Origin of the sequence: Tahibacter soli (assembly GCF_025717065.2) — a bacterium.
Classification (GTDB): Bacteria; Pseudomonadota; Gammaproteobacteria; order Xanthomonadales; family Rhodanobacteraceae; genus Tahibacter; species Tahibacter soli.
In genome coordinates this window covers 122,755-148,101 of sequence record NZ_JAOVZO020000019.1, presented here as the reverse complement: position 1 = coordinate 148,101, position 25,347 = coordinate 122,755, and the positions used below count along the sequence as shown (strand labels likewise).

The 25,347-nt window shown below is 68.4% G+C and carries 23 protein-coding genes; 14 read left to right on the top strand and 9 right to left on the bottom strand.

All coding sequences use genetic code 11. The features are described 5' to 3' along the window. Positions 1-117: 117 nt before the first annotated feature. Positions 118-867: a YggN family protein gene (locus tag OD750_RS19805; protein WP_263540963.1), complete on the top strand. Its 750-nt coding sequence runs from the start codon at positions 118-120 to the stop codon at positions 865-867. Between the two features lie 163 nt (positions 868-1,030). Here OD750_RS19805 and OD750_RS19800 read toward each other — a convergent pair whose 3' ends face one another. After that, complete coding sequence (locus OD750_RS19800; RefSeq protein WP_263540964.1) at positions 1,031-2,326, bottom strand: Xaa-Pro dipeptidase; 1,296 nt, start codon at positions 2,324-2,326, stop codon at positions 1,031-1,033. A gap of 98 nt (positions 2,327-2,424) precedes the next feature. Continuing rightward, positions 2,425-3,516, bottom strand: coding sequence for a bifunctional chorismate mutase/prephenate dehydrogenase (locus tag OD750_RS19795; protein ID WP_263540965.1), 1,092 nt, complete (start codon positions 3,514-3,516; stop codon positions 2,425-2,427). A gap of 182 nt (positions 3,517-3,698) precedes the next feature. Between OD750_RS19795 and aceF the strand changes: the two genes are divergently transcribed. The 5 genes from aceF (at position 3,699) to gstA (ending at position 8,988) form a co-directional block, all read left to right on the top strand. Further along, the gene (gene aceF / locus OD750_RS19790) at positions 3,699-5,081 is read left to right on the top strand and encodes a dihydrolipoyllysine-residue acetyltransferase (protein ID WP_263540966.1); all 1,383 of its coding nucleotides are present in this window, start codon (positions 3,699-3,701) and stop codon (positions 5,079-5,081) included. An 18-nt stretch (positions 5,082-5,099) separates the two neighbouring features. Further along, a complete protein-coding gene (locus OD750_RS19785) occupies positions 5,100-5,726 on the top strand; it encodes a hypothetical protein (protein WP_263540967.1) in 627 nt (208 codons plus the stop codon). Continuing rightward, the gene (lpdA, locus tag OD750_RS19780) at positions 5,713-7,512 is read left to right on the top strand and encodes a dihydrolipoyl dehydrogenase (RefSeq protein ID WP_263540968.1); all 1,800 of its coding nucleotides are present in this window, start codon (positions 5,713-5,715) and stop codon (positions 7,510-7,512) included. The genes OD750_RS19785 and lpdA overlap by 14 nt, the downstream gene beginning before the upstream one ends. Before the next feature lie 4 nt (positions 7,513-7,516). Next, entirely contained in the window at positions 7,517-8,254 is a 738-nt protein-coding gene (locus OD750_RS19775; RefSeq protein WP_263540969.1) for an aspartate/glutamate racemase family protein, read from the top strand. 119 nt (positions 8,255-8,373) lie between these two features. After that, the gene (gstA, locus tag OD750_RS19770; protein WP_263540970.1) at positions 8,374-8,988 is read left to right on the top strand and encodes a glutathione transferase GstA; all 615 of its coding nucleotides are present in this window, start codon (positions 8,374-8,376) and stop codon (positions 8,986-8,988) included. A 124-nt stretch (positions 8,989-9,112) separates the two neighbouring features. On the opposite strand, the gene OD750_RS19765 is transcribed toward gstA, so the two are convergent. Beyond that, on the bottom strand, positions 9,113-9,439 hold the full coding sequence (locus OD750_RS19765) for an antibiotic biosynthesis monooxygenase family protein (protein WP_263540971.1): 327 nt from the start codon (positions 9,437-9,439) through the stop codon (positions 9,113-9,115). Between the two features lie 133 nt (positions 9,440-9,572). Between OD750_RS19765 and OD750_RS19760 the strand changes: the two genes are divergently transcribed. From OD750_RS19760 to OD750_RS19750, 3 genes are all read left to right on the top strand, one after another. Next, positions 9,573-10,523: a sodium:calcium antiporter gene (locus tag OD750_RS19760; RefSeq protein WP_263540972.1), complete on the top strand. Its 951-nt coding sequence runs from the start codon at positions 9,573-9,575 to the stop codon at positions 10,521-10,523. A gap of 186 nt (positions 10,524-10,709) precedes the next feature. Then, positions 10,710-11,729, top strand: coding sequence for a sensor histidine kinase (locus OD750_RS19755; RefSeq protein WP_263540973.1), 1,020 nt, complete (start codon positions 10,710-10,712; stop codon positions 11,727-11,729). Between the two features lie 32 nt (positions 11,730-11,761). Further along, on the top strand, positions 11,762-12,718 hold the full coding sequence (locus OD750_RS19750) for a response regulator (protein ID WP_263540974.1): 957 nt from the start codon (positions 11,762-11,764) through the stop codon (positions 12,716-12,718). Here the strand turns inward: OD750_RS19750 and OD750_RS19745 are convergent. From OD750_RS19745 to OD750_RS19730, 4 genes are all read right to left on the bottom strand, one after another. Next, complete coding sequence (locus OD750_RS19745) at positions 12,715-15,462, bottom strand: winged helix-turn-helix domain-containing protein (RefSeq protein ID WP_263540975.1); 2,748 nt, start codon at positions 15,460-15,462, stop codon at positions 12,715-12,717. The genes OD750_RS19750 and OD750_RS19745 overlap by 4 nt on opposite strands. A gap of 96 nt (positions 15,463-15,558) precedes the next feature. After that, positions 15,559-16,317, bottom strand: a complete 759-nt coding sequence (locus OD750_RS19740) for a hypothetical protein (protein ID WP_263540976.1) — start codon at positions 16,315-16,317, stop codon at positions 15,559-15,561. Then, on the bottom strand, positions 16,314-17,636 hold the full coding sequence (gene pepQ, locus OD750_RS19735) for a Xaa-Pro dipeptidase (RefSeq protein ID WP_263540977.1): 1,323 nt from the start codon (positions 17,634-17,636) through the stop codon (positions 16,314-16,316). The genes OD750_RS19740 and pepQ overlap by 4 nt, the downstream gene beginning before the upstream one ends. A gap of 63 nt (positions 17,637-17,699) precedes the next feature. Further along, positions 17,700-18,644, bottom strand: coding sequence for a threonine/serine dehydratase (locus tag OD750_RS19730; protein WP_263540978.1), 945 nt, complete (start codon positions 18,642-18,644; stop codon positions 17,700-17,702). Positions 18,645-18,806: 162 nt separating this feature from the next. On the opposite strand from OD750_RS19730, the gene OD750_RS19725 reads away from it, so the two are divergent. The 5 genes from OD750_RS19725 (at position 18,807) to OD750_RS19705 (ending at position 22,466) form a co-directional block, all read left to right on the top strand. Next, the gene (locus OD750_RS19725; RefSeq protein WP_263540979.1) at positions 18,807-18,929 is read left to right on the top strand and encodes a hypothetical protein; all 123 of its coding nucleotides are present in this window, start codon (positions 18,807-18,809) and stop codon (positions 18,927-18,929) included. Next, positions 18,926-20,296, top strand: coding sequence for an NTP/NDP exchange transporter (locus OD750_RS19720; RefSeq protein WP_263540980.1), 1,371 nt, complete (start codon positions 18,926-18,928; stop codon positions 20,294-20,296). Before OD750_RS19725 ends, OD750_RS19720 begins: the two co-directional genes overlap by 4 nt. Continuing rightward, positions 20,293-21,438 (top strand): NAD-dependent epimerase/dehydratase family protein, encoded by a 1,146-nt coding sequence (locus tag OD750_RS19715; protein ID WP_263540981.1) that lies wholly within the window; start codon positions 20,293-20,295, stop codon positions 21,436-21,438. The genes OD750_RS19720 and OD750_RS19715 overlap by 4 nt, the downstream gene beginning before the upstream one ends. Before the next feature lie 278 nt (positions 21,439-21,716). Further along, positions 21,717-22,208, top strand: coding sequence for a hypothetical protein (locus OD750_RS19710; RefSeq protein WP_263540982.1), 492 nt, complete (start codon positions 21,717-21,719; stop codon positions 22,206-22,208). Between the two features lie 45 nt (positions 22,209-22,253). After that, complete coding sequence (locus OD750_RS19705) at positions 22,254-22,466, top strand: type I toxin-antitoxin system SymE family toxin (RefSeq protein WP_263540983.1); 213 nt, start codon at positions 22,254-22,256, stop codon at positions 22,464-22,466. Positions 22,467-22,516: 50 nt separating this feature from the next. On the opposite strand, the gene OD750_RS19700 is transcribed toward OD750_RS19705, so the two are convergent. Both OD750_RS19700 and OD750_RS19695 read right to left on the bottom strand, forming a co-directional pair. Continuing rightward, complete coding sequence (locus OD750_RS19700; RefSeq protein WP_263540984.1) at positions 22,517-24,295, bottom strand: glucan ABC transporter ATP-binding protein/ permease; 1,779 nt, start codon at positions 24,293-24,295, stop codon at positions 22,517-22,519. A gap of 105 nt (positions 24,296-24,400) precedes the next feature. Next, the gene (locus tag OD750_RS19695; RefSeq protein ID WP_263540985.1) at positions 24,401-25,312 is read right to left on the bottom strand and encodes an aldo/keto reductase; all 912 of its coding nucleotides are present in this window, start codon (positions 25,310-25,312) and stop codon (positions 24,401-24,403) included. Positions 25,313-25,347 lie beyond the last annotated feature (35 nt).

Genomic DNA, 25,347 nt, shown 5'->3' with positions numbered 1-25,347 from the left:
CGGGGTCGACCGGCAGGCGTGCGGCGGCCCTCCGGCGGGTATCGTGCCGTCGAACCGGTCTTTAAACCCTGTTCACGTCTGCCGCATCCTACGCCGCGAACCCGAAGGAGCCCGCTCATGAATCGCCTGATGATCGCCGCCGCGTTCGCCGTCGCCGCCGGCGGCGCGCAAGCGCACAACAACGTCGAACTCTGCGGCATCGAAAGCAAGTACGAAGTCAGTCTCGACGGCAATCGCCTGTTGTTCGAGAAGACCGGCGTCGAACCCGCCAAGGTCGAAATGCGCCGGGGGCGCCTGTTCATCGACGGCCGCGAGATCGCGCTGTCCGACGGCGACGCCGAGCGCATCGCGAAGTACGAAGCGACCGTGCGCGCGCTCGTGCCGCAGGCCAAGGCGATCGCGCGCGACGCGATCGAAATCGCCTTCACGGCGGTCAGCGAAGTCGCCGCGGCGTTTTCCGGCGAAGCGAACGCGTCCGCGACGCGCGCGCGCATGGGCGAGATCCGCATGGGCCTGATGTCGCGCGTCAACGACGCGTTCGACAAGCGGCCGTGGCACGAGGACGAATTCGAGCAGGTCGTCGAGTCGTCGGTGAAGGAGATGATCCCGGTCATCATCGGGGAGGTCGTCGGCAAGGCCGTTTCGATGGCGCTGTCGGGCGACGAGAAGGGCGCGGCGGAACTCGAAAAACGCGCCGAACAGCTCGAGAAGGACATCGAAAGCCGCATCGACACGCAGACGCGGCAGCTTGCGGCGCGCGCCGAGGCGCTGTGTCCGCTGATCGCGGAACTCGGCGCGATCGAACTGTCGATGGACCTGCGGCTCGACGGGAAGCGGTTGCGGTTGATCGAGTTGGAGAGGAACTGAAGCGGTTTCAGACGGCCGCTCTCGCACGCCTCGTTTTTTGCTCGTCATTCCAACGGAAGCTGGAATCCAGCCTTTGATTCGAATGTTTCAAGGGAACAGCCGGATCCCGGCTTGCGCCGGGATGACGAGCAAAAGAACGGCGCGCAAAGAAGAAAAAACGGCGCTACGGCGCCGTTTTCTCGTTCTTCTCGACCTTCCCGCCCTTCATCACGAACCCGACCTTCTCCATCGTGCCGATCGCCTCGAGCGGATTGCCCGGCACGGCGACGAGGTCGGCGTACAGGCCGGCCTTGATCGCGCCGACCTTGTCGCTGCGGCCGAGCAGCGTCGCCGCATTGACCGTCGCGGCCTGGATCGCCTGCATTGGCGTCTGGCCCCATTCCACCATCTTGGCGAACTGCTTGGCGTTCCAGCCGTGCGGATACACGCCGGCGTCGGTGCCGTAGGCGATCTTGACGCCGGCCTTGACCGCCGCGCGGAAGCTTTCGCGCTGCGTGCGGCCGACCTTGCGCTCCTTTTCGATCATCGACGCGGGATAGTTCATGCGCGCGAACTCGGACAGGATGTAGTCGTCGTTGTAGACGTCGGCGACGAGCCACGTGCCGTGCTGCTTCATCAGCTTGATGGCTTCCTCGTCGAGAAAGCTGCCGTGCTCGATCGAGTCGACGCCGGCCTTCGTCGCCATCTTGATCGCCTCGGTGCCGTGCGCGTGCGCGGCGACCTTGCGATGCCAGCGGTGCGCCTCGTCGACCAGCGCGTTCATTTCTTCCTGCGAATACTGCGGCTCGCCGACCGATTCCTCTTCGGAAAGCACGCCCGCGCTCGCCATGAACTTGATCACATCGGCGCCGTACTTGACGTCGTTGCGCACCTTCGCGCGAATCGCGTCGACGCCGTCGGCGATGCCGCTGAAACCTTCGATGCGCAGATACGGCGAAAAGCCCGTGCCGTCGTCGGCGTGGCCGCCGGTCGCGCCGATCGCCACCCCGCTCGCGACGATGCGCGGGCCGGGAATGTCGCCGCGGTCGATCGCGTTGCGCAGCGCCACGTCGATGAACTCGTCGGAGCCGAGGTTGCGCACGGTCGTGAAGCCCGCATCGAGCGTGCGCTTCGCGTAGACGTGCGCGAACACCGCGCGGTCGATCGCGCTGCGGCGGAACATGTTCGTGTAGAACTCGCCCGACTGCCCCGCGATGTGCACGTGGCAGTCGATCAGGCCCGGCACGAACGTGACGTCGCCGAGGTCGATGCGTTTCGCGTCGGCCGGCACCTGGCCGTCGTCGCGCACCTCGACGATGCGCTCGCCGTCGACGACGACGACCGCGTTCGTGCGCAGCTTGCCGGCCTCGACGTCGACGAGGCGCGCGGCGGTCACGGCCGTGCGTTCGGCGAACGCCGGCGCGGCGAAGAGGGTGGCGATCAGGGCGATCAGCGGCAGACGGCGCGGCAGCTTCGACATGGCGTTCGGCTCGGCGATGGGAAAGCGCCGAGCCTATAAGTCAACGGGAGCCGGCGTATAGGCCGTCAGTCACGGTAGGGATGGCGCCGCCCGCCGCGTCATTCCGGCGGCGCATGCAGGTATTCGCGGCCGCGCCGCATGAGTTCGACGAAGCCCGCCTCGTCGCCCGCGCGGACCGCCGCGAGCAGCGTGTGCATCGCCTCGTCGAGCGCGGCCAGCGCCGGACCGTTGTGCGCGTTGAGCGACTGGATTTCGAAGTACAGATGCGGGTTTTCGCGCGCGACGCTTTCGGCGATGGCGACCTGCGCGCCGAACGTCGTGGACGACACCGCTTTCAGGCGTTCCGGATCGACGCCGCTGGCCGCGAGCGCCGCGACGAACACGATATTGAGCGCATGCGACAGGCCGAGCACCGACGCGACGAGACGGTCGTGTTCGTCCAGATCCATTTCGATCGTCGTCGCGGTGGTCGACGCGAACAGGCCGCGCGCGGTTTCCACGGCGTCGCGATTGCCGACGTCGACGAGTATGACGTGACGCCCGGCGAGCACGTTCGCCGACGGCCCGAACATCGGATGCACCGACGCGACGCGCACGCCGGCCGCGTTGAGCGCCGCGAGCGAATCGCGCAGCGGCGTCTTGATCGAGCCGAGATCGAATACGACGCCGGGCGGGCGCCGGTCGGCGAGCGTCGCGAGAATGCGCGAGGCCGCGCGCAGCGGCGTCGCGACGACGATGAGGTCGTGGTCGAGCGCGCCGTCGTCCCAGCGCGCGCGATGCGCGTAGCCGGCGGGCGCGCCGGCCGGGTCGGCGATTTCGACCGCGTAGCCCTGCGCGTCGAGAAAGCGCGCGAACCAGCCGCCCATGCGGCCGTTGCCGCCGACGACGAGCGCGCGCTTGCCTTCGCCCTGGCTCAGCGCGCGCACGGTGTCCTGTTCCTGGCGCGTGAGCGACGCGGCGATCAGAAGTTCCATCAGACCCGCGGCGAGTTCGGGGTCGATACCGGCGTCGCGCGCATGGCCGCGTACATTGTCCAGAACTTCCTTTTCGCGCTTGAAGTCGCGCAGCGGCCGGCCGGTGCCGCGCTTGCTGCGGCCGATCTCGGCGACGATGCGCTGACGCTCGGCCGCGAGGCGCACGAGGTCGCGATCGACCTGATCGAGCTGGCGGCGCAGATCTGCAATATCCATGGGAGATGCTTCGTTGAGACCGGGCGCCAGCATAGCGGCGTGACGGTCCGGACTGCGCGAACCAAGCGGAATAAGGCGGAAGCGGGTGCAGACGAAGGTTCAAACGCCTGCGGCTGGTTTATCTGGGGCGTGATAGCCACAATAGTGGCCTTGCTCGAAAATTGGCCGCCTGGGAGGGCGATATGGCTCAAGAAGTTAAGGTCCCCGACATCGGCAACTATTCGAACGTGCCGGTGATCGAGATCCTCGTGAAGCCCGGCGAGACGGTGAAGAAGGACCAGGGCCTGCTCACGCTCGAATCCGACAAGGCGACGATGGAAGTGCCGGCGCCGTTCGCGGGCGTCGTCACCGAGATCAAGGTGAAGGTCGGCGACGAGGTGTCCGAAGGCGCGGTCGTCGTGCTGATGGATGCCGCCGACGGCGCGGCCAGGCCCGCCGCCGCGCCCGCCAAGGCCGAAGCGCCCAAGCCCGCGCCGCAAGCCGAGGCGCCCGCGCCGGCGAAGGCCGAAGCGCCCGCGCCCGCGAAAACGGAAGCGCCGGTCGTCGCCGAGTCGACGAAGCCGGGCATCGACGCCGAAATCGCCGGTCCGCGCACACCGCCGGTACCGTTCGACGCCAGCGTCGTGATGCCGGACAAGGTGCCGCACGCGAGCCCCGCGGTGCGCCTGTTCGCGCGCGAGCTCGGCGTCGACCTGACGCACGTGGCCGGTTCCGGCCGCAAGTCGCGCATCACGAAGGAAGACGTGCAGAACTACGTCAAGCAGGCGCTCGCCGGCGGCGCCGCGGCGGCGCCGCGAGCGGCTGCCGCGGGCGGTGGCGGTGCGGGCCTCAACCTGCTGCCGTGGCCGCAGGTCGACTTCGCGAAGTTCGGCGAGGTCGAAACCAAGGCGCTGTCGCGCATCAAGAAGATCTCCGGCGCGAACCTCGCGCGCAACTGGGTCATGATTCCGCACGTCACGCAGCACGACGACGCCGACATCACCGACCTCGAAGCGCTGCGCGTCGCGCTGAACAAGGAAAACGAGAAGGCCGGCATCAAGCTGACGATGCTCGCGTTCCTGATCAAGGCGTGCGTCGCGGCGTTGAAGAAATTCCCGGATTTCAACGCCTCGCTCGACGCGTCCGGCGACAATCTCGTGCTCAAGAAGTACTTCCACATCGGATTCGCCGCGGATACGCCGAACGGCCTCGTCGTGCCGGTGCTGCGCGACGCCGACAAGAAGGGCGTACTCGACATCGCGCGCGAGACCGGCGAACTCGCGGCGAAGGCGCGCGACGGCAAGCTCGGCCCGGCGGACATGTCCGGCGGCTGCTTCTCGATCTCGTCGCTCGGCGGCATCGGCGGCACGGCGTTCACGCCGATCGTCAACGCGCCGGAAGTCGCGATTCTCGGCGTGTCCAAGTCGGCGATGAAGCCCGTGTGGGACGGAAAAGCGTTCGCGCCGCGCCTGATCCTGCCGCTGTCGCTGTCGTACGATCATCGCGTGATCGACGGCGCGTCGGCCGCGCGCTTCACCGCGTATCTGGGCCAGCTGCTCGCCGACATGCGCAGGACGCTGCTCTAAGGAAGGCCCGGACGCGTCATGGACGCCGATTTCCAAGACATCCGCATCGTCGATCTGGATCTGTCCAAGACGACGTGGTCGCGCGTGCACGAAACGCTGCGCATCATGTTTTTGAAGCTCGACCGCGAGCCGCCGGACAACGACTGGCTGCGGCTGTTCTTCGAAGAACGCGAGACGCGCATCGTCGCGCGCCGCCGCGGCCTGTGGATCGAAGACGGCTACATCAGCTTCGATTCGCTGCCCAACGAAGTCGAGGCGATCCACCTGCCGGACATTCGCCGTTCGCTCGACTATGCGAACCGCGAATACCGCAAGCTCGTTGCGCAGAAGGCCGTGCAGCGTGCCGGGCAGCAGCGGGAAATCGCCGACGAGCGCTCCGAGCTCGTCGCGCTGCGCGAACGCGTGCGCGCGGCGCTCGCGGGCAAACCGCCGCCGGCCGCGACGGCCGAGCCCGCGCCGATTGCGGTGCCGATGGCGGCGACCGCTGCCGTACCGGCGAAGCCGGCCGAACCGGTCGCGTCCGCGACGGCCGAGCCGGCCGCGGACATCGCCAACGAATTCGACGCGCGGCGCGAATCGCTCAAGCAGCGCTTCCGCCTCGCGCTCAACCACCAGGACCAGGAGCTCAAGCGTGGCAACGACTGAAGTCAAAGTGCCGGACATCGGCAACTACACGAACGTCCCGGTGATCGAGGTTCTGGTCAAGGTCGGCGACACCGTCAAGAAAGAGCAGGGCCTCGTCACGCTTGAGTCGGACAAGGCGACGATGGAAGTGCCGTCGCCGGCCGCCGGCATCGTCAAGGAGATCAAGGTCAAGCTCGGCGACGAAATCTCCGAAGGCTCGGTCGTCGCGGTGATCGAAACCGACGCCGCTGCCGCGGCTCCCGCGCCGAAGACCGACGCGCCGAAGCCGGCGGAAGCGCCCCGGGCCGTCGAAGCGGCGCAAGCGCCGCAGGCCGCCGAAGCGGCGAAGCCCGCCGTGCCTGCGCCGCAGGCCGCGGCCGCGAGCGGGCGGACCGCCGACTACGAATGCCAGGTGGTCGTGCTCGGCGCCGGCCCCGGCGGCTACACGGCCGCGTTCCGCGCGGCCGACCTCGGGCAGAAGGTCGTGCTGATCGAGCGCTATCCGGTGCTCGGCGGCGTGTGCCTGAACGTCGGCTGCATTCCGTCGAAGGCGCTGCTGCACGCCGCGCGCGTGATCGACGAGGCGAAGGAGTTCGCCAAGCACGGCATCGCGTTCGGCGCGCCGCAGATCGACCTGCCCAAGCTGCGCGAACACAAGCTGGCGGTCGTCGCGCAGCTGACGAACGGCCTCGCCGGCATGTCCAAGCAGCGCAAGGTGACGATCGTCACCGGCACCGGCAAGTTCGTGTCGCCGAACGAGATCGAAGTGACCGGCCCGGACGGCGTCAAGCTCGTGCGCTTCGACAACGCGATCATCGCCGCGGGCTCGCAGGCGGTGAAGCTGCCGGGTTTCCCGTGGGACGATCCGCGCATGATGGATTCGACCGATGCGCTCGAGCTGTCCGAGATTCCCAAGAGCCTGCTCGTCGTCGGCGGCGGCATCATCGGCCTGGAAATGGCCTGCGTATACGATGCGCTGGGTTCCAAGGTTACCGTTGTGGAATTGCTCGACCAGCTGATGCCGGGCGCCGATCCCGATCTCGTGCGGCCGCTGCAGCAGCGCCTGTCCAAGCGCTACGGCGGCATTCATCTGAAAACCAAGGTCGCGAAGATCGAGGCGAAGCCCGAGGGGCTGCTGGCGACGTTCGAAGGCGAGAAGGCGCCGGAACCGACGCTGTACGACCGCGTGCTCGTCGCCGTCGGGCGTTCGCCGAACGGCGGCAAGGTCGACGCGCACAAGGCCGGCGTCGCGGTGACCGATCGCGGCTTCATTCCGGTCGACAAGCAGATGCGCACGAACGTGCCGCACGTGTTCGCGATCGGAGATCTCGTCGGCAATCCGATGCTGGCGCACAAGGCGACGCACGAGGCGCGCGTCGCGGCGGAGGTCGCGGCCGGCCACAAGAGCGAATTCGTCGCGCGCGTGATTCCGAGCGTCGCGTACACCGATCCGGAAATCGCCTGGGTCGGCGTGACCGAGGCCGAGGCGAAGAAGCAGGGCATCGCCTACGGCGTCGGCAAGTTTCCGCATGCCGCGTCGGGCCGCGCGATCGGCATCGGCCGCACCGAAGGTTTCACGAAGCTGATCTTCGACGAGGCGACGCATCGCGTGATCGGCGCCGGGATCAGCGCGCCGAACGCGGGCGATCTCATCACCGAGATCGGCCTTGCTATCGAGATGGGCGCCGAGGCGGCGGACATCGCGCTGACGATCCACCCGCACCCGACGCTGAGCGAATCGGTCGGCATGGCCGCGGAAGTCTACGAAGGCACGGTCACGGACATCTACGTGCCGAAAAAGAAATGACGCGATGAAGACGCTCGGCCTCCTCGGCGGCATGAGCTGGGAGTCGACGCTGCCGTATTACCGCGCGGTCAACGAGCGCGTGCGCGAACGGCTCGGCGGCCTGCATTCGGCGCGGCTGCTGCTGTACAGCGTCGACTTCGCGCAGATCGAGGCGCTGCAGATGCGCGGCGACTGGGACGCCGCGGCGCGCGTGCTGTCCGAAGCCGCCGCGGCGCTCGCGCGCGGCGGCGCGCAGGCGCTGGTGATCTGCACGAACACGATGCACAAGGTGGCGCCGCAGATCGCGCGCGCGGTCGACCTGCCGATCCTGCACATCGCCGACGCGACGGCCGCGCGCATCCGCGCGGCCGGCATCGCGCGCGTGGGGCTTCTCGGTACGCGTTTTACGATGGAGCAGGATTTCTACAAGGGCCGCCTCGCCGAACGCGGGCTCGAGGTGCTCGTGCCCGACGCGCAAGCGTGCGACGCCGTGCACCGGATCATCTACGACGAACTGTGCGTCGGCATCGTGCGCGAGACGTCGCGCGAGACGTACCGGCGCGTGATGGCCGATCTCGTCGCGCGCGGCGCGCAGGGCATCGTTCTCGGCTGCACGGAAATCGGCCTGCTCGTCGGCGCGGCCGACTGCGTGGTGCCGACGTTCGACACGGCGCTGATCCACGCGCAGGCCGCGGCCGACTGGTCCATCGACGACGGGCTCGCCGACGACCGATTCGTCGACGATCGCGCGATCGGCGCCTGACGGCATTGTTGCCGTTTCGCGAACACTAATTTCGCGCCGCGCGGCTCGTGCGGGCCGCTGCGCGCGCGCATCATGGCGTCATCCATTCATCGGATCATCGATCCATCGAGGAGAGACGCATGAAACTGTATTTCGCACCCGGCGCCTGCTCGCTGTCGCCGCATATCGTCCTGCGCGAACTCGGCATCGACTTCACGCCGGTCAAGGTCGATCTCGCGGCGAAGACGACCGCCGACGGTGCCGACTTCAAGGCGATCAACCCGAAGGGCTACGTGCCGGCGATCGAGCTCGACAACGGGCAGGTGTTGACGGAAGGTCCGGCGATCGTGCAGTTCCTCGCCGATTCGAAGCCCGAGGCGGGCCTCGCGCCGGCTGCCGGCACGTGGGAGCGCTATCGCCTGCAGGAAATGCTGAATTTCATTTCTACGGAAATCCACAAGCAGTTCAGCCCGCTGTTCAACGCGGCGAACCCCGATTCGGTCAAGGACGCGCAGAAGGCGAAGCTGGCGCAGCGTTTCGACGGCATCGAACCGCTGCTGGCGCAGCAGCCGTACCTGACCGGGCAGAACTTCAGCGTCGCCGATGCGTACCTGTTCACGGTGCTCGGCTGGAGCAAGTACTTCAACATCGATCTCGGCCGCTGGCCGGCGATCAGCGCGTTCGTCGAGCGCACGGCGGCACGTCCGGCCGTGGCGCAGGCGGTGGCGTTCGAGGCGCAGGCGAAGAAGGTGTAAATCTTCGCCGTTGCTCGTCTCTTGGCTCGTCATTCCAGCGAAAGCTGGAATCCAGCTTTTGGCGCCCGACACTCGTTGGAATCAAAAGCTGGATCCCAGCGTTCGCTGGGATGACGAGCGAAGGCTACTTCCCCGGCATCGGATCCGGCACCGTCGCGGCCAGCTCGAAATGCCGCACGAGCGGCTCCATCTCGAGCAGGTACCGTTCGTCCTCGGCGTAGTAGCGCGAACGCTCGGCTTCCTTGCCGGCGAAGCGGCGCACCGCTTCCATCGAGTCCCACAGCGAAATGATCTGGAATTCGCAGTGTTCGCCCTGGACGCGGCGGATCACGTAGACGCCGCGATTGCCGGGCGTCTGCTCGAAATCGCGCAGGCCGGTCTCGCGCAGGTGTTCGAGGTAGTCGTCGGCCTTCTCGGCCAGCGTCACACCACGCCAGATACGGGCGATCATGCGGTTCTCCGAGGCTTGCGACCGGGTGCAGCTTAGCACCGCGAACGCGGCTGCGAGCCCGCCGGCCGGGCAACGGGCTTGTCGTCGCCGCGGGCATGGCTACACTCGGACGACGTTTCGTCGGAAATCCCTCATGTTGACTGGCCTCGGGGGCTACGCGCTCGGCGCGTTCCTGCTGCTCCTCGGAAGCGATTCGCTGCTCAAGGGCGCGGCGGGGCTCGCGCTGAACGCCGGTATGCGCCCGGCGCGCGTCGGCGTCGTCGTGGCCGGCTTCGGTTCGGGTGTCGCGGCGTTCGCGATCGGTATCGCGGCGACGATCGGCGGGCATCCGGACGTCGCGCTCGGCAACGTCGTCGGCGGCAACGTCGCGTTCGTCGGCCTCGTGCTCGGCGTCGCCGCGCTCGTCAAGCCGCTCGACGTGACCTTCGCGCTGGCGCACTGGATGCTGCCGCTCCTGATCGGCGCCTGCGTGCTGCTGCTCGTGCTCGGCCTCGATCTTTCGATCGGCCGCATCGATGCGTATGTGCTGCTGATCGCGTTCGCGCTGGCTTTCGGCGTCGTGTGGTGGCGCGCCGCGCGCGAATCCGAGCCGGTGCAGCGCGCGTTTGCCGACGGCGTCGAAACGCAGCGCGAGCCACGCCGCACGGCGCTGCGCGTCGTGGTCGGTGTCGCGGTGCTCGCGGCCGGCGCATACCTCGTCGCGAACGCGGTCGCCGCGCTCGCGACGGCCTGGGGCCTTGCGCCCGCGACGGCCGGCCTGAGCCTCGCAGCCGTCGTCGGCGCGCTGCCGGTGCTCGCGTCCGCGGCGTTCCATGCGTGGCGCGGCCACGGCGATCTCGCGCTCGCCGCGGCGCTCGGCGCCGGCGTCGTCAACGTCACGCTGGGGCTCGGCGCCTGCGCGCTGTACGCGCCGCTCGAACCGGCGGCGCTCGCGATCAACGCGCCGGCGATGCTGGTGTTCGCGCTCGCGCTGTACCCGATGTTGCGCAGCGATGCCTGCCTGACGTCGTCCGAGGGCGGCACGCTGCTGGCGGCATGGGGCATCTATCTCGCGTGGCAGTTGTTCCTGAGTGCACCGGGGTAGGTGCGGCGGCGTTGCGAATCGGTGACTGCGGTCACGAAAGCGCCGACAGACGGTAGCCTTGTCGACATTCCGTCCGCCGACGCATGCTTATACTGCGGCGCGGGACAGGATGCCGGGCCGGAAGCCGGTGTCGCAAGGCCGAATCCGGTCGGAACGGGCTCGGCGCATAAAGGGGGAGGAGAACCCATGGCAGCCATCAGTTGGATCGTCACCTTGCTGCTGCTCGTGGCGATCGTCGTGCTCGGCATCAGCCTGTGGCGGCTGCGTGCGGACAACGCGCGCCTGTCGTCGGCGCATTCGCAGACCGAGACCGAGCTCAAACAGCTGCAGTCCAGCCAGGCGCAGGTGATCCACACGACCAAGCTCGCGTCGCTGGGCCAGATGGTGGCCGGCGTCGCGCACGAATTGAATACGCCGCTCGGTTTCGTCAAGAGCAACGTCGAGGTCGTCGGCGACCTGCTCGACGACTACCGCAAGCTGGTCAAGGCTTACGATGCCGCGGTCCAATACTGCCAGCAGCCGGTCGACCTGATGTTCGGCGCCGACAAGTCGTCGCTCGACAAGCTCGTCAAGCACGTCGAGGAATCGCGCCGCAAGCTGTTCGATGCGCGCAACGCGGTCGAGAAAAGCCCGCTCCTGACCGAGGCCAAGGAACTGCTCGGCGACGCGCGAGACGGTATCGTGCAGCTGTCGGCGCTGGTGCAGAACCTCAAGGGCTTCGCGCGCGTGGACCGCGACGGCATCGACGCGATGGACGTCAACGAGGGCGTCGAAAGCGCGCTGATGATCGCCGCGCACCAGCTGCGCGACCGCATCAAGGTGGTGCGCAAGCTCGAGGCCGTACCCAAGGTGCGCGGCATGCCGTCGCAGCTCAACCAGGTATTCCTGAACCTCATCACCAACGCCGCGCAGGCGATGGAAGATGAGGGCACGCTGACCGTCGCGACGCGCGCCGGCAACAACCAGGTGGAAATCGTCTTCAGCGACACCGGTTGCGGCATTCCCGACGACGTGCTGCCGAAGATTTTCGATCCGTTCTTCACGACCAAGGCGCCGGGCGAGGGCACGGGCCTCGGGCTGTCGATCGTGCACAAGATCGTCAAGTCGCACGGCGGCTCGATCAAGGTGCGCACGACGCCGAACCGAGGCTCGGAGTTCACCGTCGTGCTGCCCGTCGAATCCTCCGCGCGTCCCACTTTGCACTGATACCCGCCGCCATGCTCGGACAAGGTTTCGAAATGCCCGTCGAGAACAAACCGAGCGGACCGCTGCGGGTGTTGTTCGTCGACGACGAGGCGCGCATCCTGCGCGCGCTCAAGGCGCTCTTCCGCGACGTCGAAGTTCATGCGACGACCGATCCGCGCCAGGCGCCCGGCCTCGCCGCCATGCACGACGTCGACGTGGTGGTGTGCGACCAGCGCATGCCCGAGATGCTCGGCGTCGACGTGCTGCGCGAAATCAAGGCGAACCACCCGCGCGCGATGCGCATCCTCCTGACCGGCTATTCCGATCTCAAGGCCGTGCTCGGCTCGGTCAACGAGGGCGAGGTTTACCGCTTCGTCAACAAGCCCTGGGTGAATTCGGACCTGCGCGGCCTCGTGATCGAAGCGGGCGCGATCTCGCGCGAAGCGCCGATCGTCGCGAGCGACGAGCTGACGGGCATCGAACAGAACGTCGCGCGCACGCAGGTCGGCGTGCTCGTGATCGAGGACGACACCACCGTGCAGCAGCGGCTGCGCGAAATCCTGCAGCCGCACTACCAGGTGCGTTTCGCCAATACGGCCGAACGCGCGCTGCAGGTGCTCGAGCAGCACGAAACCGGGGTCGTGATCTCGGAGACCGCGACGAATCACGGCACCGACCTGACGCTGATGTTGAAGGCGCTCAAGCAGTACCACCCGCATATCGCGACCGTGGTCATCACCGAGCGCGCGAACGCGCAGACGGTGATCGAACTGATCAACGAAGGCCAGGTGTACCGGATGCTGATCAAGCCGGTGCGCATGGGCTCGTGCCGGCTCAGCGTCGATTCCGCGCTCGGCCGCTACTGGAAGCTCAAGCAGAACCCGCAGGCGGTGCGCCGCTACGGCGTGACGGCGACGCCCGAAACGCTGAGCGCGCAGACGCGGATGCCCAATTCGCTGCTCAGCCGCATTCGCGCGCTGCCGGCGCGCCTGCTTGGCATAGGGCGCTAGCGGGGCTTTCCGCCGGTACGCAGGAGGTCGCGCAACGACGTTCCACGTGCGCCGGTCTGCGCGGTCCGGCGAGCGTACGCTTCGTCGCGATCGTCGATGCTCAGTGCCGACAGTTCGGCGACGACGTCGCCGCGCGAACGCGCGCCGTCGACGATCGAATCGAGCAGCCGGTTTGCCTCCGCCGCTTCGCCCGCATTGCGGTACGCGATCGCGCGCAAGGTGTCGAGACGGCTGCGCGTGCGCCAGTCCGACGCCGGCAGCACCGCGTCCGCGGCGGCGTAGTCGGCGAGCGCGTCCTCGTCGTTGCCGCGGGCGAGCGCGATCTGCATCGCGGCCGACCGTGCGCGCGCTTCGAGCGGTGCGAGGCCGTTTCGGTTCGCGAACGCGACGACACCGTCGAGCGCCTTGTCCGCTGCGGCCATGTCGTTCGCGTCGACGAGCACCTGGGCCGCACGCGCGTACAGGTCCATGCGCTGCAACGTGTCGGTCAAGGCCGCGATGTCGGCGACGAGCGCGCGAGCCTGCTCGCGAGCCTGTTCGCGACTGCCGCTGATCGCGGCGACCTGGGCGAGGCCCAGCCGACCCTGCAAGGCGATGGCCGGGCTGCTTTGGGTCGCGCAGTTGGCGAACAGCGCCTGCGCCTGGTCGATCTGCGCACGGGCGAGGCGCACCGTGCCGAGCCAGCAGTCGATACCGACTTTCCCGGCAGCGCTTTGCGCGGACTGGGCCTGGGCTTGGCGACTCACGCGGTTGGCGTCCTCGGTCGCGCGTTCCGCTTCCTCATAGCGACCCTGCGCCGTGTACAGCGCGGCGAGTCCGAGGCCGATCTGCGGCGCGAGCAGGACGCCGCGCACGCTCACGAACCGGCGTTCCGCTTCGTCGTAGCGGCCCGCGCGCAGCGCCTCCTGGCCGAGAAATTTCGCGGCGTCGCGGGTGCCGGCAAGATTGTCGTTCGCCTTCGCGACGGCTTCGGCTTGCAGCAGCGTCGCGCGCTGTTCGGCGATCCGGCCGCTGCGGCCTTGCGCGATCGCGTCGACCCACAGCGCCCACAGCTCGCGCGCGACGTCGCCGTTCGCCCGGGTCAGTGCGAGCAGGATGCCGACGCGCTGCGCAACGCGCTCGCTGCCCGCGTCCGACGTCGCCAAGGCGGCGCGGACGCGCAATTTCGCCGCTTCGATCGGATCGCCGGCCGCGGCGACACGATCGGCCGCGGCCTCGAGCGCCGCGACTCGATCGGCCCCGGCCGCCGCTCCCTGTTCTTCGATCTCGATGGCGAGCGCGTTGCCCTCGGCGACGGCCCTGGGCAGCGCCAGGCGCGGCGAATCGCCGGCGAGTTCGGCGATCTTGCGATACGCGGCCTGAGCGGCACGCGGCGACTCCTGGTAGTACAGGTAGGTCGTGCGCAGTTTGAGCCAGCGGATGCGTTGATCGACCGAGAGGGCGCCGACGTCGATCGTGTCCAGCGCTTCGGCCGACTCGCTCAAACGCTGGTCTAGGACGAGCGCCTCGGCCTGATCCAGACGCAGACCGGCCATGTGCGGGTAACGCCTGGCCAGATCGACGTACGCGGCAGCGGCCTCGCGCGAGCGCTGTGCGAATGCCAGACGGCGCGCGTCCAGCAGCGCCCGCGCGGTCGGCGGCAGCGCCGCCGTCCAGTCGGCATTGCGTTCGACCTCGACGTTCGCGGCGCGGATCTGCCCGAGTTCGGCCAGTACGTCGGCCGTCTGCACGCGCAACCAGCCCGCCGACGGCGCCTTCTGCTGCGCCAACCGCAGCTGCGCAATCTGCGTTGCACGATCGCCGCGCATCCAAGCGCGGTTCGCTGCGGCGTAGTGCTCGGCCGCCTCGGCGGTCAGTCCGAGCGCGAGGTCGTCCTCGGCCTCCGGGGCGACGACCGCGGCGACGCGGCGCGAGAACGCGTCGAGCGCGTCGATCTTGCGCAGGTCGGCGCCGACCAGCGTGTAATGCCGCGTGTCCCCGGCGCCGAACACCCGCGCGTCCAGTTGCCATTCGCTGCCGGTTGCGGTTCGACTCGTCGACAGCAGGATGACGCGTTGCGTGCGTTCGCCGGCCGCCGGAGCCGTGCCGCCGTCGGCGACGTCGATCTGGTGCAGCACGCCGAGCTTCCAGCGCAGCCAGTCGTGCAGCAGCGCGCTCGCGTTCTGCGCCCCTTCGTCGTCGTCGGCGTCTCGGGTTTCGACGATCACGACGCTCGATGACGTCGCCGGCGACGCGAGCCGGTACCAAACGGCGGCTGCCAGCACCAGCGCGCTCGCGAGCAGCGCCGCGCCAAGCAGGTAGCGGCGGGCGTTCGCGGCACGCACCGGTACGACCGGCGGCTCATTGGGCGCGGCGTCCGAGGCCAGCCGCAGAGACGGCGCCGCGGTTTCCGCAACCACCGGATCGGGCGGCTCGAACACGTAGCCGCGTCTGGCGACGGTGCGGATGTAGCTTTTCGCATCGTCGCCGAACGCGCGGCGCAATACCCAGACCACCTGCGTCAGGTTCGCGTCTTCGACGATCGTGTCTTTCCATACCGCATCGAAGATCGCTTCGCGCGTCAGCAACTGGTGCGGCGAAGCGACGAGCAACTGAAGCACTTCGAATGCGCGGGCCGGCAGCTCGATCGGTTCGCCGTCGCGCAACAGCCGTCGGTGGTCGCGATCGAGACAAAACCGTCCGAAGCGCAACAGGCGCGCATGTTCCGGCCATTGGGGCTTCGGTAGCTGTGCGGGGAGCGGCATTGAACGCAGCGAGCGTGAAGAGCGTTGATTCGACAGGGTGTTCGGTAAGCGACGGGTTTACTATACGAATGCGAATGTTTGGCGGGTGCGAAGGGCTCAGCCGTGGATATCGCCGATCGAGTCCGCGCCCGGCACGAGCCAAGCAAGTAGCGCGCCGATCGCGCCGAACACGCCGGCGACGGCGGCGAAACGCCACACGGTGCGCGCCACGGCCGTTCGCAACCAATGGCGGTTGCGGTCGATCGTGCGAACGCGCAGGTACAGGCCGCGTGCGAGCGCGGCGTCGACCGCGAGTTCGGCCAGGAGCACCGGCGCGCCGCCGACGATCGCGAACACGGCCCAGAACGCCGCCGCGACGGCGACGACCGCTGCGACGGCGACCGCGATCACCAGCGCGATCGGCGCGCCCTCGTCGAGATCGGCACCGCCGATATCGAGGTCGAAATCGGGGCCGCTGCCCGCGCCGTCGCCGCCCGGCGTCGACCGCAAGAGCGCGTCGCTCGCGTCGACGGCGAGGTCGGCCGCGTCGCTGTCGAGCGCGTCGTTGCGCTCGTGACCGCGGTCGATCGCGCGCAGCCACAGCCACAGCAGGCCGAGAAAAACGAGGTATGCGACGGCGACCGCGAGCGGATAGCGCAGCCACATCGCATGCAGTCCGGCGACGAGCATCGTATACGAAGCGGCGAAACCGGCCGCGCCGGTCAGCGCGACGATGAACATCATCTGCAGGCGCGGCGACTCGAGGCGTTCGATCGTCTCGCGCACGCGGCCGACTTCGCGCCCGCGGTCGAACAGCGTCGGCTTGCGGGGTTCGGCCGGCTTGCGCGTCGCGTCGCGCGGCGCGCGCGAGCTCATGCGATCGCCGCGAACGCGTCGCGCGTGAGATTTTCCGGCGCGCCGTCGGTGCAGACGACGTCGTCCTCGATGCGCACGCCGCCGTAGCGCCGGAACGCGTCGACCTTGTCCCAGTTCACGTCGCTCGCGGCCGGTTTGCCCTTGAGTTGCGCCAGCAGCATGTCGATGAAGTAGATGCCCGGTTCGATCGTCATGACGTGGCCGGCGTCGATCGTGCGCGTGAGGCGCAGGTACGGATGCCCCGCGGGCTTGGGAATCGCGCCGCCGGTTTCGTCGCGCTGGAAACCGCCGACGTCGTGCACCTGCAGACCGATGTAGTGGCCGAGGCCGTGCGGGAAGAACGTGCTCGACACGCCCGATTCCACCGCGCTTTCGGCCGACATGCGGATGAAGCCCTGCTCGCGCAGGATGCCCGCGAGCACGTGGTGCGCATGCACGTGCAGCTCGGGATAGTTCTGGCCTTTGCGTACTTTGTCGCAAAAACCGCGCTGCGCCGCGTCGACCGCATCCACCAGCTCGCCGAACTCGCCGGCGTGCGGCGCCGCGTACGTGCGCGTGATGTCGCTCGCGTAGCCGTGGAAGCTCGCGCCGGCGTCGATCAGAAACGAATGCGACTCGACCGGCGGATTGCGGTCGAGATTCGTGTAGTGCAGCACGGCGCCGTGCTCGTTCAGCGCGACGATGTTGCCGTACGGCAGTTCGTTGTCGGTTTCGCGCGCGGCGTCGAGATAGGCCATGTGGATGCCGTACTCGGACTGTCCGCCGCGGAACGCCGCTTCGGCCGCGCGATGCGCGCGCGCGCCGAGCTTCGACGCGACGCGCATCATCGCGAGCTCGTATGGCGTCTTCCACGCGCGGTGGTAGTGCAGATAGTCGAGCACGACCGGCGGATTGTTCGGCGCGTAGTCGCCGATCGCGGCCGACGCCTCGCCGACGATCGCCGCGCGGCCTTGCGGCAGGTGCGCGAGCGCGTCCTTTTCTTCGCGGATCACGACGATGTCGAAGTATTCGACCCAGTAGCCGGCAGGCGCCTCGGGCACGACGTGCCAGTAGTCGTGCGGCTGCAGGTATACGAGCTTCGGACGCGAACCGGGCGTGATGACGAGCCACGAACCCGGCGCGCGCGTCACCGGCAGCCATGCCTTGAACTGCGGATTGACGTGGAACGGATAGGCGTTGTCGTCGAGGAAACGGTAGTGCGCGTTGCCGGCGGCGACGACGAGGTGGTCGTAGCCGCCGCGCTCGAGCGCCTTCGCCGCGCGCTGCGCGAGCGTCGCGAGGTGGTCCGGATAGAGCTGGCCGAGCAGTGCGGTTGGCATGGGGAACTCCGAAGCGATGCCCCGCCATTTTGCCGTATGAGCGACCCGTGCGGCGACCGCGGCTTATGCCAGAACCGTCGGATCGCCGTTCGCGCCGCAGACGACGACGCCGACGCGCTCGCCGGGCTGCGGCGTGTAGGCGCGCGAAAGGATCGCCGCCAGCGCGGTCGCGCCGCCCGGCTCGGCGAAGACGCGCGTGTGCTTCCACAGCATGCGCTGCGCGACGCGGATGTTCTCGTCGTCTACAAGTACCGATGTGACGCCGGTATCGCGCGCGATCGCGAACGCGCGTTCGCCGGCGCGGCGCGCGCCGAGCGAGTCGGCCGCGATGCCGGCGACGTCGACGTCGACCGGTTCGCCGGCCGCGAGCGCGGCGTCGAGCGCGCGGCTCGTGCGCGGTTCGACCGCGACGACGCGCGTGCGGCCGGCGTACCACGCTGCGATGCCGGCGACGAGACCGCCGCCGCCGACCGCGACGAGTACGGTATCGAGCGTGCCGGCCTGCGCCTCGAACTCACGAGCGACGCCGCCCTGGCCCGCGATCACGTCGGCGTCGTCGTACGCGTGCACGGCGAGCGCGCCGGTGTCGCGCGCGCGGCGTTCGCTCGCGGCGAGCGCGTCGGCGTAGCGGTCGCCGCCGATCCGCACGTCGGCGCCGTACTGGCGGATGCGATCGAGTTTCGACGGCACGACGATCGACGGCACGAAGATTTCGGCGGGCAGGCCCAGTTCGAGCGCGACGTACGCGACGGCGGCGCCGTGATTGCCGCCCGATGCGGCGATCAGGCCCGCATCGGGCACGCGACCGGCCGACAGCACGCGATTGAACGCGCCGCGCGGCTTGAACGAACCGGTGTGCTGCAGGCATTCGAGCTTGAGCACGAGCTCGCCGGCGAGGTTGAACGGGCGCAGGCCCAGACGCAGCACCGGCGTCGTGCGCACGCGGTCGCCGACGCGCGCGGCGGCGGCTTCGATCGCGGTGCGATCGGGAAGGTTGTTGCCGTTCATGCGAACTCCAAAGTGCGCCGGAACCGCGACTTTCGCATGCGTGCGCGCAACGGAAAAGCGCCGAATCCACAACATCGCCCCTGACTTCCAGCCGATGCCGCGACGCGCGCTAAAGCCTGTAATCGACGGGCGTCCGGGGGCGAACGCATCGAGGAGGAGACCATGAGCAAGGCCTATCGCCGCTACCCCGTACGCCGTGCGCGCTCCGTTCGCGCCGATGCCGCCCGCCTCTTCGCACGCCGCGACTGGCTCGCGCCCGCGCGCCGCCGCAGGATGCGCGCATGAGCACCGAGCTGCCGGCGCGCGATCCCGATCCGCGCCACGACGACGGCCTGCTGCATGCGCTGTTCAGCGTGCGTCGCGACGAACGCGCGCCGCTGCTTCTGGCATTCGTATACTTCTTCTGCGTGCTCGCGAGCTACTACGTGCTGCGCCCGATCCGCGACGAGATGGGCGTCGCCGGCGGCGTCAACAACCTGCCGTGGCTGTTTCTCGGCACACTCACCGTCACCGCCCTCGTCAGCCCGCTGTTTTCGCGGCTCGTGTCGCGACTGCCGCGCCGCGCGTTCGTCGCGTGGGCGTACCGCGCGATGATCCTGTGTCTGGTCGGCTTCTGGTTCGCGCTCAGGTATGCGCCGGACTCGGCGCAGGTGTGGGTCGGCCGCGTGTTCTTCGTCTGGCTCGCGGTGTTCGCGGTCTTCGTCGTGTCGCTGTTCTGGGCCGTGATGTCCGACGTGTTCGCCACGCGCCAGGCGAAGCGCCTGTACGGCGTGATCGGCGCCGGCGGCACGCTCGGCGGCGTCGCCGGCGGCCTGCTCACGGGCTGGCTCGTGCACGCGGTCGGCACCTTGCCGCTCCTGATCGTTTCGGCGGTGCTGCTGGAAGCGGCGCTGCGCGCGATGTACGCGCTGTCGGCGCGCGTCGCGGCGAGCGGCGATGCGCAGAGCCGCGCCGAGCGCGAAGTGATCGGCGGCAGCGTGTGGGCGGGGTTTGCCGGCGTCGCGCAGTCGCCGTACCTCGCGGGCATCGCGGTGTTCATGCTGCTGTTCACGATCGGCTCGACGTTCCTGTACTTCCTGCAAGCGGAAATCGTCGCACGCGAGATCGTCGACCGCGCCGCACGCACCGCGTACTTCGCGCAGGTCGACGTGTGGGTCAACGGCCTGACGCTCGTGCTGCAGCTCGTGCTGACCGGGCGGCTGATGAGCCGCATCGGCGTCGGCGCGATCCTCGCGCTCGTTCCGCTGTTGTCGGTCCTGGGCTTTCTGGCGCTCGCCGCGGCGCCGCTGCTCTCGGTCGTCATCGTCATGCAGGTGCTGCGCCGCACCGGCAATTTCGCGTTGACCGGCCCCGCGCGCGAAGTGCTGTACGTACCGTTGTCGCGCGAACAAAAATACAAGGCGAAAAATTTCATCGACACGTTCGTGTTCCGCCTCGGCGACCAGCTCGGCGCGTGGACGCATACGGGACTCGCGGCGCTCGGCCTGGGCCTGTCGGGCATCGCGCTCGCGGCCGTGCCGGTGTCGGCCGCATGGCTCGCCGTCGCGGTCTGGCTCGGCCGGCGCCATGCGCGTCTCGCGCCGTCGGCGCTGCCGCTCCCGGTCGCTTCCGCATTCGCATCGCACCTCGCCGCCGAAGGAAAACGCTCATGATCGATCGCCGCAACCTGCTCAAACTCGGAACCGCCGCCGCCGCCGCGTGGGCGCTGCGCGGCGTCGCCCCGGCGGCGCACGCCGCCGACGCGGCGCCGGGCAAGCCGCTGCGCATCCTGATACTCGGCGGCACCGGCTTCACCGGGCCGCACCAGGTGCGTTACGCACTCGCGCGAGGGCACAAAGTCACTTTGTTCAATCGCGGCAAGCGCGCGAAGAAGGAGTGGCCGGGCGAGGTCGAAGAACTGCACGGCGACCGCAACACCGGCGACCTGGCCGCGCTCAAGGACCGCGAATGGGACGTCTGCATCGACAACCCCACGACGCTGCCGTTCTGGGTGCGCGATGCTGGCAAGGTGCTCAAGAGCAAGGTCGGCCAGTACGTCTTCATCTCGACGATTTCGGTGTACGAGAGCAATGCCGACGGCGGCGCGGACGAAAACGCCGCAACCGCGAAGTACGACGGCAAGGATGCGATGGCCGAAACGCAGGACGCGGTGCGCGCGAACATGGCGCTGTACGGGCCGCTCAAGGCGCGCTCGGAACAGGAAGTCCACCAATGGTTCAAGGACAAGGCGACGATCATCCGCCCGGGCCTCATCGTCGGTCCCGGCGACGAAACCGACCGCTTCTCGTACTGGCCGGTGCGCATCGCGCGCGGCGGCGAAGTGCTCGCACCGGGCAACGGCGACGATCCGGTGCAGTTCATCGACGCGCGCGATCTCGCCGAATGGTCGATACGCATGGCCGAACGCCGCGTGTTCGGCACGTTCAACGCGACCGGTCCGGACTACAAGCTCTCGACGGCCGGCATGCTGTACGGCATCCGCGCGACGACGACCGCGGGCGCGCAGTTCACCTGGGTGCCGGCCGATTTCCTCGAGGCGCAGAAAGTGGCGCCGTGGGGCGACATGCCGGTGTGGATACCGGCGGCGGGCGATTCGGCGGGCTTCGCCAGTCGCAGCATCAAGCGGGCGCTTGAGCAGGGGCTCACGTTTCGGCCGTTGGCGACGACGGCGGGCGATACGCTCGCGTGGTTCGGGACTTTGCCTGCCGAGCGGCAGGCCAAGTTGAAGGCGGGGTTGACGGCGGAGCGCGAGAAGGAGGTTTTGGATTTGTGGAAGAAGAAAAGCGCGGGTTGATAGCCCTCGTTGTCGCTTTCGCGTTGAACAAAGCGTTTCGCTCGCTGCCGCGAGCGAGCAAGGAGAGGTTGCTTGCCCAACCCCTCCCTGCACCCTCCAAGGGCACCCCGACGGCCGCGACCGACGGAGCCCCGGGTAGAGCGGGCGGCTTCCTGCCGCCAGAAGCAACGGCGACGGCGTCGCCGTCGCCGTCGCCGCTTTCAGCTCGTCATACCGGCGAAGGCCGGTATCCAGCTTTTTGCGCAAATTAAACACGTGGACGTCAAGGTGCGCCGTGCATGGCCCTCTCCCCCAAACGCTTTTGGGGGAGAGGGTTGGGTGAGGGGGCGCTTGGGTCTTCGTTGTCGTTTCGTTCGGCGACTCGTCATTCCAGCGAAAGCTGGAATCCGGCTTTTAGACGTCAAGAGCAACAGCAACGGCTGGATTCCAGCTTTCGCTGGAATGACAAACCATTTGCACGGCCCATCTACAAAGCCGTCATACCGGCGAAGGCCGGTATCCAGCTTCCAGGCTCGGTTTTCGCCGACACCGAAAAGCTGGATACCGGCCTGCGCCGGTATGACGAGCAAAAGAAGGAAGCCGAAGCTCGCAGCGTCGAGCGCAATACAACTGCTCGCTGCGGTCGTCTCAGCCTAGCACCGTGCTCAGGCCGTCAAGGACTGCGCAAGTTCGATAGAACCGAATCCTTGACGGCCTTCCGCGCGGTGCTCTCTGGAAGTCGCCCGCAGCGATCAATCGCTCAAGGGCGAAAGCGCGAACGGCGCGGTTAGCCCCACGCCGTTCGCTAACCACAAACCACCTCTTAGGAGTGGCTCATGGATAAGCGCAAGCATACGTCATCCAACTCTTCCACAAAGCAAATTCGCGTCGGTACGGCCTACTACCCGGCCGAAGACGCCGCGCACCTCCCCCGCGAAGTCCCCCACCTCCGCCTCTGCGGCATCTGGCTCATCAACGCCGGCTTCCTGCCCGGCGATGTCGTCACCATCCGCGCCACCTCCGGCCGTCTCGTCGTCACCCGCGCCTGAAGCCTTCACCGCGGAAGCCTCGCCCGTCGAGGCTTCCGCGTTTCGCGCCGTCACGCCGCCCGCGCTTCCAGCACCGCCGGCTCCTCCGACCCGTCGTCCACCGCGTCTTCCACGAACCGCCCCTGGCCGTCGAGCTCCGCGAACAGGCCGCCCTGCGCGACGAGCTCCGCGTAGCGCCCCTGTTCGACGAGTTCGCCGTCCTTGAGCACGAGGATCAGGTCGGCGTTGCGCACCGTCGTCAGGCGATGCGCGATCACGAACGTCGTGCGGTTCTTCGTCAGCGCACCGAGCGCGCGCTGGATGCGCGCTTCGGTCGCGTTGTCGAGCGCGCTCGTCGCTTCGTCGAGGATCAGGATCGGCGCGTCCTTGAGCATCGCGCGCGCGATGGCCAGGCGCTGGCGTTCGCCGCCCGAGAGCGAGCGGCCGCGCTCGGCGACGAGCGTCGCGTAGCCGTCCGGCTTCGCCGATACGAAGCGATGCGCCTCGGCCGCGCGCGCGGCGGCTTCGATGTCGGCGTCCGTCGCGTCGGGTTTGCCGATGCGCAGGTTGTCGGCGATCGAGCGATAGAACAGGCCCGGGTCCTGGAACACCACCGAGATGTTCCGGCGCAGCGAATCGATGCCGACGTCGCGGATGTCGACGCCGTCGACCGTGATCCTGCCCTCGCTCGGATCGTACGCGCGGTACAGCAGCGACAGCGCGGTTGTCTTGCCGGCGCCGGTCGGGCCGACCAGCGCGACCGTACCGCCGGCGCGCACACGGAACGACAGGTTCCTGAGCGCCGGTTGCGCAGGGTCGTAGCCGAACGACACGTTCTCGAACGCGACTTCGCCGCGCGGCGCGACGAGGTCCGGCGCGCCGGGCTTGTCGACGTTCGCGAGGCGCGTGTCGAGCACGCGGAAGAAGTCGTTGAGCGAATGCGTCTGGAAGAACAGGCCCGAGATGAAGCCGGCAAATTGTTCGAGACGGCCGATCAGCATCATCGCGAAACCGACGAAGCTCACGATCTGGCCCACCGTCACTTCGCCCTTGGCGTTGAGCGACGCGCCGAGCGCGAAGATCGCGATGATCGTCAGCGTGCTCGCGGCGCGGTTGAGCACCGACAGCACGGCCCAGCCGCGCAGCACCGGATACTGCGCGGCGAGCACGCGGCTCATCATGCCGCGCACGTGCGCGACTTCGCTCGACAGGCGCGTGAAGCTCTGCACGACCGACACGTTGCCGAACACGTCGCCGGCGCGTTCGGAGATCGCGTGGTGCAGTTCTTCGACTTCGCCCTGCGCCTTGTGCGTGCGGCGCATCGCGATCGCGTTGAACACCGCGAAGCTGACCATCAGGCCGATCATCAGCAGCGCGAGCTTCCAGTTGATCGTGAGCGCGAGCGGCACCATCACGAGGATCGCGAGCAGCGTCGCGAGATGTTCGCGGAAGAAGCCGAGCCACAGACCGAACAGGTTGCTCGCGCCGCCGTGCATGATGCGCAGCAGACGGCCGGTGTGGTGTTCGCCGTGAAACGACAGCGGCAGCGCGATCGCGTGTTCGAAGTAGCTTGCGATCGCCGCGAGACGACGGCGGTGCGCGAGGCGGTCGGCGTACAGCGACACCCAGACGCTCGCGATGACGCCGCCGAAACCGACCGCGGCCCACAGGCCGATCAGGCGCCAGGCGTCGTGCCGTTCGGTGCCGGCGAGCGCGTCGACGACACGGCCGAACAGCCACGGTTCGAGAAAGAACACGCCGGCGAGGGCGAGGTTCGCGATCGCGAGCGTCGCGGCGAGACCCTTCTCCGGAGCGAGCAGACCGATCACGCGCAAGTAGATTTTGAACACTTCGTCGAGCGCCTCCACGCCAGTTGACGGCGCGGATTCTTGGGTCGCCCGGCCAAACGGATGCTTAAGTTTCCGGGAGGCCGTTTGTGACATTGCGTAAAGCGGTTACAACGTATCGAAGTGCTCGGCCATGCGCCGGCACAGCGCCGCGTCGGGCATGGGGCCGGTCGCCGCGCCGAGGTTGTCCGCGCAGTGTTTCGGATTGCGCGTGCCGGGAATCGCGCACGTCACCGCCGCTTCGCCGAGGATGAACTTCAGCGCGTACTGCGCCCACGACGCGGCGCCGATCTCGCGCGCGAAATCCGGCAGCGGCTTGCCCTTCGTCGCACGGAATACGTCGCCTTCGGCGAACGGGCGGTTCACGAGCACCGCGACGCCGTTCGCGCGCGCGGCCGGAAACACCGTGCGCGCCGCTTCGCGTTCGCGCAGCGAATAATTCACTTGTACGAAATCGAGCTTGCCGCCTTCGATCGCTCGCACGAGTTCGGCATGCGCGCCGGCCGTGTAGTGCGTCGCGCCGGCATAGCGCACGCGGCCGGCGGCCTTGAGTTCGAGCACGGTGGCGAGCTGCGTGTCGTAATCGGAGAGATTGTGTATCTGCAGCAGATCGATCGGATCGCGGCCGATCAGCCGCATCGATTCGTCGATCTGCGCGCGGCCTTCGGATTTGCCGCGCGTCCAGACTTTCGTCGCGACGAAGACGGCGCGTTCCGGATCGGCGTCGCGCAGCAGTCGTCCGAGCACCGCTTCGGAGCGGCCGTACATCGGCGAGCTGTCGACGACGCCGGCGGCGTCGGCGAGGAGTTTGAGCGTGGCCAGCGCATCGCGGTCGGCGGCCGCGTCGTCGGCGTAGTCGAATGCCTGCCAGGTGCCGAGGCCGATGGCGGGAACCGTGCGGCCGTCGCGCGGAATCCGGCGGCGGCCCGATGGGGCGGCGGCGAGCGGGCCCGGCGAATGAGCGGCGATCACGGCGGCTCCGAGCGTGGCGAGAAAACGGCGGCGCGACGGCGTATGCATGAGGCGGCCTCGCTGCGGGCGATGCGATCATGCTA

Bases quoted from the DNA above. Each gene is read 5' to 3' on its own strand.
- gstA (WP_263540970.1), top strand. From the start codon at position 8,374: ATGAAACTGTATTTCGCACCCGGCGCCTGCTCGCTGTCGCCGCATATC.
- pepQ (WP_263540977.1), bottom strand. From the start codon at position 17,636: ATGCCAACCGCACTGCTCGGCCAGCTCTATCCGGACCACCTCGCGACG.
- OD750_RS19725 (WP_263540979.1), top strand. From the start codon at position 18,807: ATGAGCAAGGCCTATCGCCGCTACCCCGTACGCCGTGCGCGCTCCGTT.
- aceF (WP_263540966.1), top strand. From the start codon at position 3,699: ATGGCTCAAGAAGTTAAGGTCCCCGACATCGGCAACTATTCGAACGTG.
- OD750_RS19695 (WP_263540985.1), bottom strand. From the start codon at position 25,312: ATGCATACGCCGTCGCGCCGCCGTTTTCTCGCCACGCTCGGAGCCGCC.
- OD750_RS19705 (WP_263540983.1), top strand. From the start codon at position 22,254: ATGGATAAGCGCAAGCATACGTCATCCAACTCTTCCACAAAGCAAATT.
- OD750_RS19775 (WP_263540969.1), top strand. From the start codon at position 7,517: ATGAAGACGCTCGGCCTCCTCGGCGGCATGAGCTGGGAGTCGACGCTG.
- OD750_RS19745 (WP_263540975.1), bottom strand. From the start codon at position 15,462: ATGCCGCTCCCCGCACAGCTACCGAAGCCCCAATGGCCGGAACATGCG.
- OD750_RS19800 (WP_263540964.1), bottom strand. From the start codon at position 2,326: ATGTCGAAGCTGCCGCGCCGTCTGCCGCTGATCGCCCTGATCGCCACC.
- OD750_RS19760 (WP_263540972.1), top strand. From the start codon at position 9,573: ATGTTGACTGGCCTCGGGGGCTACGCGCTCGGCGCGTTCCTGCTGCTC.
- OD750_RS19730 (WP_263540978.1), bottom strand. From the start codon at position 18,644: ATGAACGGCAACAACCTTCCCGATCGCACCGCGATCGAAGCCGCCGCC.
- OD750_RS19805 (WP_263540963.1), top strand. From the start codon at position 118: ATGAATCGCCTGATGATCGCCGCCGCGTTCGCCGTCGCCGCCGGCGGC.
- OD750_RS19740 (WP_263540976.1), bottom strand. From the start codon at position 16,317: ATGAGCTCGCGCGCGCCGCGCGACGCGACGCGCAAGCCGGCCGAACCC.
- OD750_RS19750 (WP_263540974.1), top strand. From the start codon at position 11,762: ATGCCCGTCGAGAACAAACCGAGCGGACCGCTGCGGGTGTTGTTCGTC.
- OD750_RS19785 (WP_263540967.1), top strand. From the start codon at position 5,100: ATGGACGCCGATTTCCAAGACATCCGCATCGTCGATCTGGATCTGTCC.
- OD750_RS19715 (WP_263540981.1), top strand. From the start codon at position 20,293: ATGATCGATCGCCGCAACCTGCTCAAACTCGGAACCGCCGCCGCCGCC.
- OD750_RS19720 (WP_263540980.1), top strand. From the start codon at position 18,926: ATGAGCACCGAGCTGCCGGCGCGCGATCCCGATCCGCGCCACGACGAC.
- OD750_RS19755 (WP_263540973.1), top strand. From the start codon at position 10,710: ATGGCAGCCATCAGTTGGATCGTCACCTTGCTGCTGCTCGTGGCGATC.
- OD750_RS19710 (WP_263540982.1), top strand. From the start codon at position 21,717: ATGGCCCTCTCCCCCAAACGCTTTTGGGGGAGAGGGTTGGGTGAGGGG.
- OD750_RS19795 (WP_263540965.1), bottom strand. From the start codon at position 3,516: ATGGATATTGCAGATCTGCGCCGCCAGCTCGATCAGGTCGATCGCGAC.
- OD750_RS19765 (WP_263540971.1), bottom strand. From the start codon at position 9,439: ATGATCGCCCGTATCTGGCGTGGTGTGACGCTGGCCGAGAAGGCCGAC.